The organism is Microcystis sp. M53603_WE2 (assembly GCF_030065435.1).
This window is the reverse complement of sequence record NZ_JASJFF010001133.1, coordinates 1-7,433: the sequence shown is the minus strand read 5'-3', so window position 1 is coordinate 7,433 and position 7,433 is coordinate 1. Positions and strand designations below refer to the sequence as shown.

General features: G+C 40.0%; 7 protein-coding genes and 1 pseudogene. 5 read left to right on the top strand and 3 right to left on the bottom strand.

What is annotated here, in order from left to right:
* Positions 1-142: 142 nt before the first annotated feature.
* Positions 143-544: pseudogene (locus PX481_RS23925) on the top strand (AAA-like domain-containing protein); the annotation flags it as partial.
* Between the two features lie 11 nt (positions 545-555).
* Here the strand turns inward: PX481_RS23925 and PX481_RS23920 are convergent.
* Genes PX481_RS23920 through clpS form a run of 3 tightly spaced genes read right to left on the bottom strand, consistent with a single transcriptional unit; the run spans position 556 to position 3,236 of the window.
* Complete coding sequence (locus tag PX481_RS23920) at positions 556-2,073, bottom strand: ammonium transporter (RefSeq protein WP_288096418.1); 1,518 nt, start codon at positions 2,071-2,073, stop codon at positions 556-558.
* Positions 2,074-2,125: 52 nt separating this feature from the next.
* The gene (locus PX481_RS23915) at positions 2,126-2,956 is read right to left on the bottom strand and encodes a CPBP family intramembrane glutamic endopeptidase (RefSeq protein WP_288096416.1); all 831 of its coding nucleotides are present in this window, start codon (positions 2,954-2,956) and stop codon (positions 2,126-2,128) included.
* Positions 2,949-3,236 carry an ATP-dependent Clp protease adapter ClpS gene (gene clpS / locus PX481_RS23910; protein WP_002738526.1) on the bottom strand — a complete coding sequence of 96 codons (288 nt, stop codon included), beginning with the start codon at positions 3,234-3,236 and terminating at the stop codon, positions 2,949-2,951. The genes PX481_RS23915 and clpS overlap by 8 nt, the downstream gene beginning before the upstream one ends.
* Positions 3,237-3,573: 337 nt before the next feature.
* Here clpS and PX481_RS23905 point away from each other — a divergent pair, with 337 nt between their 5' ends.
* The 4 genes from PX481_RS23905 to PX481_RS23890 all read left to right on the top strand — a co-directional run bounded on the left by PX481_RS23905 (position 3,574) and on the right by PX481_RS23890 (position 7,268).
* Positions 3,574-4,074: a hypothetical protein gene (locus PX481_RS23905; protein WP_002760066.1), complete on the top strand. Its 501-nt coding sequence runs from the start codon at positions 3,574-3,576 to the stop codon at positions 4,072-4,074.
* 23 nt (positions 4,075-4,097) lie between these two features.
* Positions 4,098-6,251 carry a tetratricopeptide repeat protein gene (locus PX481_RS23900; protein ID WP_288096414.1) on the top strand — a complete coding sequence of 718 codons (2,154 nt, stop codon included), beginning with the start codon at positions 4,098-4,100 and terminating at the stop codon, positions 6,249-6,251.
* A gap of 298 nt (positions 6,252-6,549) precedes the next feature.
* On the top strand, positions 6,550-6,795 hold the full coding sequence (locus PX481_RS23895) for a UPF0175 family protein (protein ID WP_002760064.1): 246 nt from the start codon (positions 6,550-6,552) through the stop codon (positions 6,793-6,795).
* A complete protein-coding gene (locus tag PX481_RS23890) occupies positions 6,792-7,268 on the top strand; it encodes a PIN domain-containing protein (protein ID WP_002760063.1) in 477 nt (158 codons plus the stop codon). The genes PX481_RS23895 and PX481_RS23890 overlap by 4 nt, the downstream gene beginning before the upstream one ends.
* Positions 7,269-7,433: the final 165 nt, after the last annotated feature.

Sequence of the window (7,433 nt, the reverse complement as noted above, 5' to 3'; positions counted from 1 at the left end):
AATCCTTATCTGGCAAGAGACTTAATTGATTAGTTCGCTCTAGAGCAAAAACAATTGACAAAAATCGCTAAATGCCTTTCTCTATAAGGGTTCCATCCCTTATAACCCCCGTCCATTGCATAACAATTACCGAAGAGCCACTTTTTGGTCATTTGGGCAACCAAAAACTCCTGTGGTGACACCCTCACCTAGTATTCCAGAAATTTGTGCCAAACGAGATTTTACTATCAGCTTAGACAGGACTATTCAACAACTGCAAGAATTGAAAAGTAAACAAAGTGATCAGTTTCCTGAAAAGTGTGGGACTCAATTAAATGAATTAAGGTTAATTCAGCAAGCAATAGGACTAGCTAAAAATAATTTTGTCGCTGATGTGCCGGGTAGAGAAGGTGGTTTTGAAATTTTGTGCAAAATCCCCCCATCTTCTGATAACTTTAAAGAAGCTCAATCTTGGGCAAAACGTTGGTATAATGACAGAACTTGGAAATCGGATATCGATCGAGCTTTGCAAGATAATCCAAATTGCCAAAAACTTATTGAATAAACATTAATTTTTCAATCACTAAATACCCCATCGCTACCCGTTAATTCCTCGGGTAATGATACTCGGATTCCTTCCCTTCCCCGTGACCAAAATAAAAAGAATAGGTCAGAAACATTGAAGGATTGACTCCTGACAACAGGAGAGGAATTAACCTGTGGGTTCTTTTGACGTAAAACAATTACTTGCATATAGTAGAGGAGATTGCCAATCATTAGCCAGAGAATTAAACTAAAAATAAAGGTAAATGCCATGACTACAATCCATCCAAAAAATTGAAAAGCGACTTGAGATATAGGACTATCCTGTGTTAATCCATTGGCAAATTCTCTCGCATCTTTATTACTAAATAACCCCACCGCTATTGTTCCCCAAAAACCACAAAAAAGATGTACTGGAATTGCTCCCACTGGATCATCAATTACTTTAGTTTTAATTAAAAATTCTTCTCCTAATAAGACAATAATGCCACTAATGCCACCAATGATAATAGCTGATCTGATATCAACATAACCTGATGATGCCGTGATCCCCACTAACCCACCTAAAATGCCATTAATAATTGTGGATAAACTGGCCTTGCGACCGATTAAAGGATTAAGAATTAATGCCAAAACTCCCCCAGCGGGAGCGGCAATCATCGTGGTAGTAATTGCCATAGGGACATTATCCAAATTTACCGCCGAACCACCATTAAAACCAAACCATCCTAACCAAAGAATGAAACAACCAAGGGTTGCAAATCCTAACTGATGGGGAGCAAAATTTCCTCTTTCTTTTTCTTCATAACTATCGGTTTTGCGATTATAACCAAAACGTCCATCTCTCGGTTTTAGCAACCAAGCACCCACTAATCCGGCCATTCCTCCCACCGAATGCACCACCGTTGAACCGGCAAAATCTCGAAACTTAAATAAGTTATATAACCATCCTTCCGATGACCAAATCCAATGTCCTGTCAGAGAATAAGAAAAAGCAACTAAAAAGAAACTAAATAGCAAAAATGCCCAAAATTTAACCCTTTCTGCCACTGCTCCCGATACAATGGTCGCCGCAGTTCCCGCAAAAGTTAATTGAAAGAAAAATAAAGTGGCAATTGAACGACCTGTCCACAGTTCTTGGAATTGACTGTATTGATTATTAGGGGTTAAAATTTCCAAGAAAAATCCTGTATCACCAGAGAAACTATTCCCTAGTGCTGATGTATTGCCAAACATTAAACCGAAACCAAACATCCAATAAGCCAAGGCAGAAACACAGAAGACAATTAGGTTTTTAGCTAAGACATTAGTGGCGTTATTAGTACGACAAAAACCCGTTTCCAGCATGGCAAAACCCGCATTCATAAAGAATACTAACGAGCCGGCTATTAACATCCAGAGATTAGCAACTAAATCCAGAGTAGAATTATTTAAATCTTGTGCTGTGACTTTGCCTACACCGATCAACAGCATGACGATAAGAGAGAAACAAAAAGATAGGATATTACGCAAACGCGGGCGATATTCTAGAAAAGATAATAATCGATTCATCGGCTATAACTCTCATGGGCAATTTCCCCTTTATAGTAATTGATTTAATCCCCTATCGTTCACTCAAAACTGCTTTTTTTCTGATCCAGATAGCGAGAATTGTCAGGAAAAGTAAACCCATCACTCCCGCTAAAGGATTTTTATCGATTCCAGTTAACCAATCGGGAACAGTACCAGTGTATTTAATTAACTGACCCACATTTAATATATAGTATGCCCAGATTAAACCCGCGTGCAGACCGATACTTTTACCCAAACTACCACCACAGGCGCGTTTTGCCCAACCGAGAACCAATCCTAGCAAGACTAAGGCAGGAAATTGGGGAAAAGTGCGGATAATTTCGGCTAAAGGTTTAATAAAGTGAGCAAGAGCAAAAATTAAGGCACTAATCACTAGAGCGATAGCGGGACGATAATCCTTTTCTAATTCTCCCAGTAACCAGCCCCGAAATAGCAATTCTTCCGCAAAACCCACCGCTAAAGCGACTAAAAACCCCTCCAGGATGATTTTGCTGATCTGGGGATTTGCGGGTAAGAAATTTAACCAACCTAGGAACCCTTGGGACAGAAAAAGCGAGAAAGTGAAAAATAGACCGATCGCTAACCCGTTAATTAACTCGATCAGCGTTTTTCTTCGCCAAATCAACCCATAATCGGCTAATCCCTCATCGCCATAAATTGTCCGTCCCCACCAATGGGATAACCCCAAAAATTCCAGATAGAGAACAGAAAGGGTCAAAATTGAGACCAGATTAGCATTAGTGGCAAAAAAGTGATAGAGGGGAAGTGCGATCGGCAACCAGAGAAAAAGTAAGAGCAAAATAAAAATTCCCAGTCGCAGGGGGACTGGGTAAGTGGCAATTACCCGCAATCTTTTATTCATCGGGTTCGATACTGCTGGTTAAACCTTTATTTTTCAAGGTTTCACAGTAAAATTCCGCGTGTTCTTGGATGCAGGTAATCACCAAGGCCGTACCATTAGTGTGCGCTTCCATCATGATATCGACTGCTTGGGGTTGCGTCATACCGGCGATCGTTTGCATTAAACTCTGAACCACATACTCCATCGAGTTAAAGTCGTCATTGTGGAGTAAAACGCGATAACGCGGTGCTGGTTTACGGATTGTCGCTGTGGAACGCTTTTCGATGACTTCTGTGGACACCGTGTCTCTCCTTTGAATCTATATCACAAATAAAGGTCAATTACTAATGATCATAATCAAAATTTCCAGATTGAGCTAGGCTTTTTCAGCGATCCGTGAGGGGTTGGGTGTTGGGGAGTGGGGGACAGCCACAGGAATGACATTTCTAGATGGATAAGTAGCTGGTTATAATTAAATTAAAAATCGATTTTAGGTTCGATCCCCCCTGCCCCCCTTGATAAGGGGGGTGCCGATCCCCCCTTAGTCCCCCCTTGATAAGGGGGGTATCTGACAACTTTTAACGCCTACCTACTTAGATCATAATTGAATTAATTGGCTAATTTAAGCTTATTTTCCCATGGCTACTGACGAATTACAAAATCTCGATAAAAATATTCAACGCTTGAAAGAACAATTAGCGGGAAAGCGAGACATTTTAGTTATAATCGGACCGGAAGAACAAGTTAGGATCAAGCAGCAGATCGAAGATTTACGCCGACTAATTCGGGATTTTGAACGAGAAAAATGGGATTTAATCGCCAGCGAGAGTCAAGAATCGTCCTTTCCTGATGCCGAGGTAATGGTAGCAGAAATTGTCACAGAATTGACGGCAATTACCGCAGAACCACCCCCTGAACTTGCTTCTGTACAAATCTTAGAATCATTAAACCAAATTCTGGCTAAACTCAATCAACCAGAGCGATCAGCAGCAGCCAAATTAAAAGCGGCCCTATCTACTATACCCCCTTTTGTTTCCCTGACCTACGAAGCGGAATTAGATACTGAGTCAACTTTTAAGCGTTATTTTCCCACATTTAATCGTGTGATTGCAGGGGTGATAAATCGGCTAAAAAAGTAAGTATTCCCTCTATCCCTAGTAATGTGGGCAAAAGTACGGTTAATTTTGTCGGGAGGGAAGATGAGTTAACCTTAATTCATCAGCAATTGCAAACAGAACAAGGGGTGATTGTTTGTGCGGTGGAAGGGTTAGGGGGAATAGGAAAAACCGCTTTAGCTTTGGAATATGCGAAACGATACCAACAGGAATACGCGGCACAATATTGGTTATCCTTGCGACTATCGGGTTTAGCAGAAGAAATAGTTAAATTAGCTGGTCCCTATCTATCTTTACCAGAAATATTGAAAAAAGAATCTTTAGAAAAACAAGTGGACTGGTATTGGCAAAATTGGCTACCTCAGCAGGGAAAATTATTATTAATTCTCGATGATGTCCCCAATATCGACCGAATTCCCGATCGAATGTTACCAAAAGATTCTAGTATTAAGATATTAGTCACCACTAGGGAAAGGTGTCTTAGTACGGAATTTGAGTCTATAGCTTTAGATGTTTTACCCTTAGATAAATGTGTGGAATTATTAACCAAAATTGTTGGTACTGCTAAAGTTGAGCAAGAAAAAGCTTTAGTAGAACAGATTTGTCACGAAATTTTAGGACGCTTAACCTTAGCAGTGGAGTTGGTGGGGGAATATTTAGCGAAAAATCGTCATTTAAAGTTTAGCCATTTACGCGATAAATTAAATTTAGCTCATACTGCTTTAACTAAGGAAAGAAACCACAGAGATTATGGACATTTAGGGGTAGCAGCCGCAATTAAAATCAGTTGGGATGATTTAAGTTCTGCTGTTCAAAAAGTGGCAATGCTGTTGAGTTTATTCGCACCGGTGGCTATTGCTTGGACGTTGCTAGAAGATACGGCAAAATCCACGGAAATTACCGAAAGCGAACTAGAAGAAGCGCGGGGACAATTGGATAATTCTCATCTGATGCAACCCGTGGATGAGGACTATTCTTTTTATCGGATTCATCCCCTCGTGAGAGAATTTTTTCAACGGCAATTACAGGAAATTCCTGAGATAAATTCTCTTTATCGATGCGCTTTTGTGGAAACTTTGTTAACCATTGCCGAAAATATCCCGCAAACCCCCACAAGGGAGATTATTGCAGCGGTAACTCCCGCAATTCCCCATCTGCAACTTGTCAGTCAAACCATGTTAGATGATATTCCCAACCTGGAAGATAATTTAAGTCGGGTGTTTCTTGGGGTAGCTTCGTTTTATAAGGGACAGGGAGAATATAATTTAGCAGCAGCTACCTTAACAAAATGTTGTGAAGAAATCCAATCTCGCTTAGGAGAAAACAATCTCTATTTTGCTAGCAGTCTCAATAATTTAGCACTATTATACAAATCCCAAGGCAGATACGCAGAAGCAGAACTGTTGTGTAAGCGCTCCCTTTCTCTGATAAAACAGCGATTAGGAGAAAACCATCCTAGTGTTGCTACCAGTGTCAATAATTTAGCACTCTTATATCAATGCCAAGGCAGATACACAGAAGCAGAATCGTTGTATAAGCACTCCCTTTCTCTAAGGGAACAACTATTAGGAGAAAACCATCTCGATGTTGCACAAAGTCTCAATAATTTAGCGGTATTATACGAATTGCAAGGCAGATACGCAGAAGCAGAACCCTTGTGTAAGAGAGGCCTTTCTCTGATAGAACAGCTATTAGGAGAAAACAATCTCTATTTTGCTACCATTCTCAATAATTTAGCGTTATTATACGAATCGCAAGGCAGATACGCAGAAGCAGAACCCTTGTGCAAGAGAGGCCTTTCTCTGATAGAACAGCTATTAGGAGAAAACAATCTCTATTTTGCTACCAGTCTCAATAATTTAGCAGGATTGTACCAATGTCAAAGCAGATACGCAGAAGCGGAACCCTTTTATAAGCACTCCCTTTCTCTGAGACAACAGCTATTAGTAGAAAACCATCCCGATGTTGCTGCCAGTCTCAATAATTTAGCGGTATTATACCAATCGCAAGGCAGATACGCAGAAGCGGAACCGTTGTATGTGAGAGCTATTGCTATTTATCAAGAAAGATTAGGCGAAAATCATCCCGATACCCAAAAAGTAAGGCAAAATTTTATGATTCTGTTGTTGCGATTATCCGATGAAGAATTACAGCAAAGATTCCCCGATGAGATAGTTAATCTGTTAAAAAGTATCAGGTAGGTAAAAAAATATATATCTCCTTCCCCGGTTTTACTGGGGAGCGCTCAGTTTCCGGGAGATCCTAACCAAGCTTCTCAATCTTCTAGTTCAGAAAAATCGAATAAAGCTGCTGCCTTCCTTTAAATACGCGCAAACACGCACACTACAATAGTCCTATAGTCCTACTGCCAGTATGAAGCCATCTCAGGGGTTTGGGATTGTTTCGGATGGATGCTAATGGAACATTTTGCTAATATGGAATTGGATCAGAAGTGAAAGTTAACTGTTAATCGGAATGTTATTGTTCAGGAGAAAAATCATGAGTCTTACTATCTCTGATGAAATTTTATCCCTAACTCGGATGTCAGAATCTGAGCTAAAACAAGAAATTGCCATCATGCTTTTTCAAAAGGAAAAGCTGACGCTTGGACAGGCTAGTAATTTAGCAGAAATGAATCAATTTCAATTTCAAAGTTTACTAGCAAGTCGCCAAATTCCTCTTCATTACGACCTTGAAGACTTAGATGCTGATGTCAAGACCTTAGGCAAACTAGGCAGATTATGATAGTGGTTAGTAATACCTCACCCATTAACAATTTAGCATCTGTCAATCAGCTAAATTTACTACAGCAACTCTACGAAAGCATCATTATTCCTGAAGCCGTTTATCGAGAACTGACTACCGTTCCCGTCGCCGGAAGTCAAGAAGTTCAAACCTTGTCTTGGTTCAAAAAACAAAATATAACCAATACAAAACTTGTCGAAAATCTTAATCTTGAAGTCGATAGAGGGGAGGCGGAAGCAATTACTCTTGCTCTTGAAATAAACGCCGAACTTCTGTTAATAGATGAACGTCTAGGTAGAATTGTTGCTTCACGTCTAGGGATTGAGTTTACCGGAGTATTAGGAGTTTTACTTGAAGCTAAAAGTAAGGGGTTAATTGCTCAAGTTAAACCATTACTTGACCATTTGCGTATTTCTGGATTTTGGATGAGAGAGCAACTGTATAATCAGGTTTTAAATCTAGCTAATGAATAAAATGCGCTCTCATACTAAATCTGGTTATAGCGGGTTTCAGTTGAATGAGGTACAGCATGGATGACTAGGTAGGCTCTTTAAAAGGGGTATCGCAATAGCAACAATGGGTAAACCAGTGATGGATGTCTCGCAATGTAATCTGACTAAAGGCTTGAACGATCGCTT

Coding starts and splice junctions, on each gene's coding strand:
- PX481_RS23890 (WP_002760063.1), top strand. CDS start 6,792: ATGATAGTGGTTAGTAATACCTCACCCATTAACAATTTAGCATCTGTC.
- PX481_RS23905 (WP_002760066.1), top strand. CDS start 3,574: ATGGCTACTGACGAATTACAAAATCTCGATAAAAATATTCAACGCTTG.
- PX481_RS23915 (WP_288096416.1), bottom strand. CDS start 2,956: ATGAATAAAAGATTGCGGGTAATTGCCACTTACCCAGTCCCCCTGCGA.
- PX481_RS23920 (WP_288096418.1), bottom strand. CDS start 2,073: ATGAATCGATTATTATCTTTTCTAGAATATCGCCCGCGTTTGCGTAAT.
- PX481_RS23895 (WP_002760064.1), top strand. CDS start 6,550: ATGAGTCTTACTATCTCTGATGAAATTTTATCCCTAACTCGGATGTCA.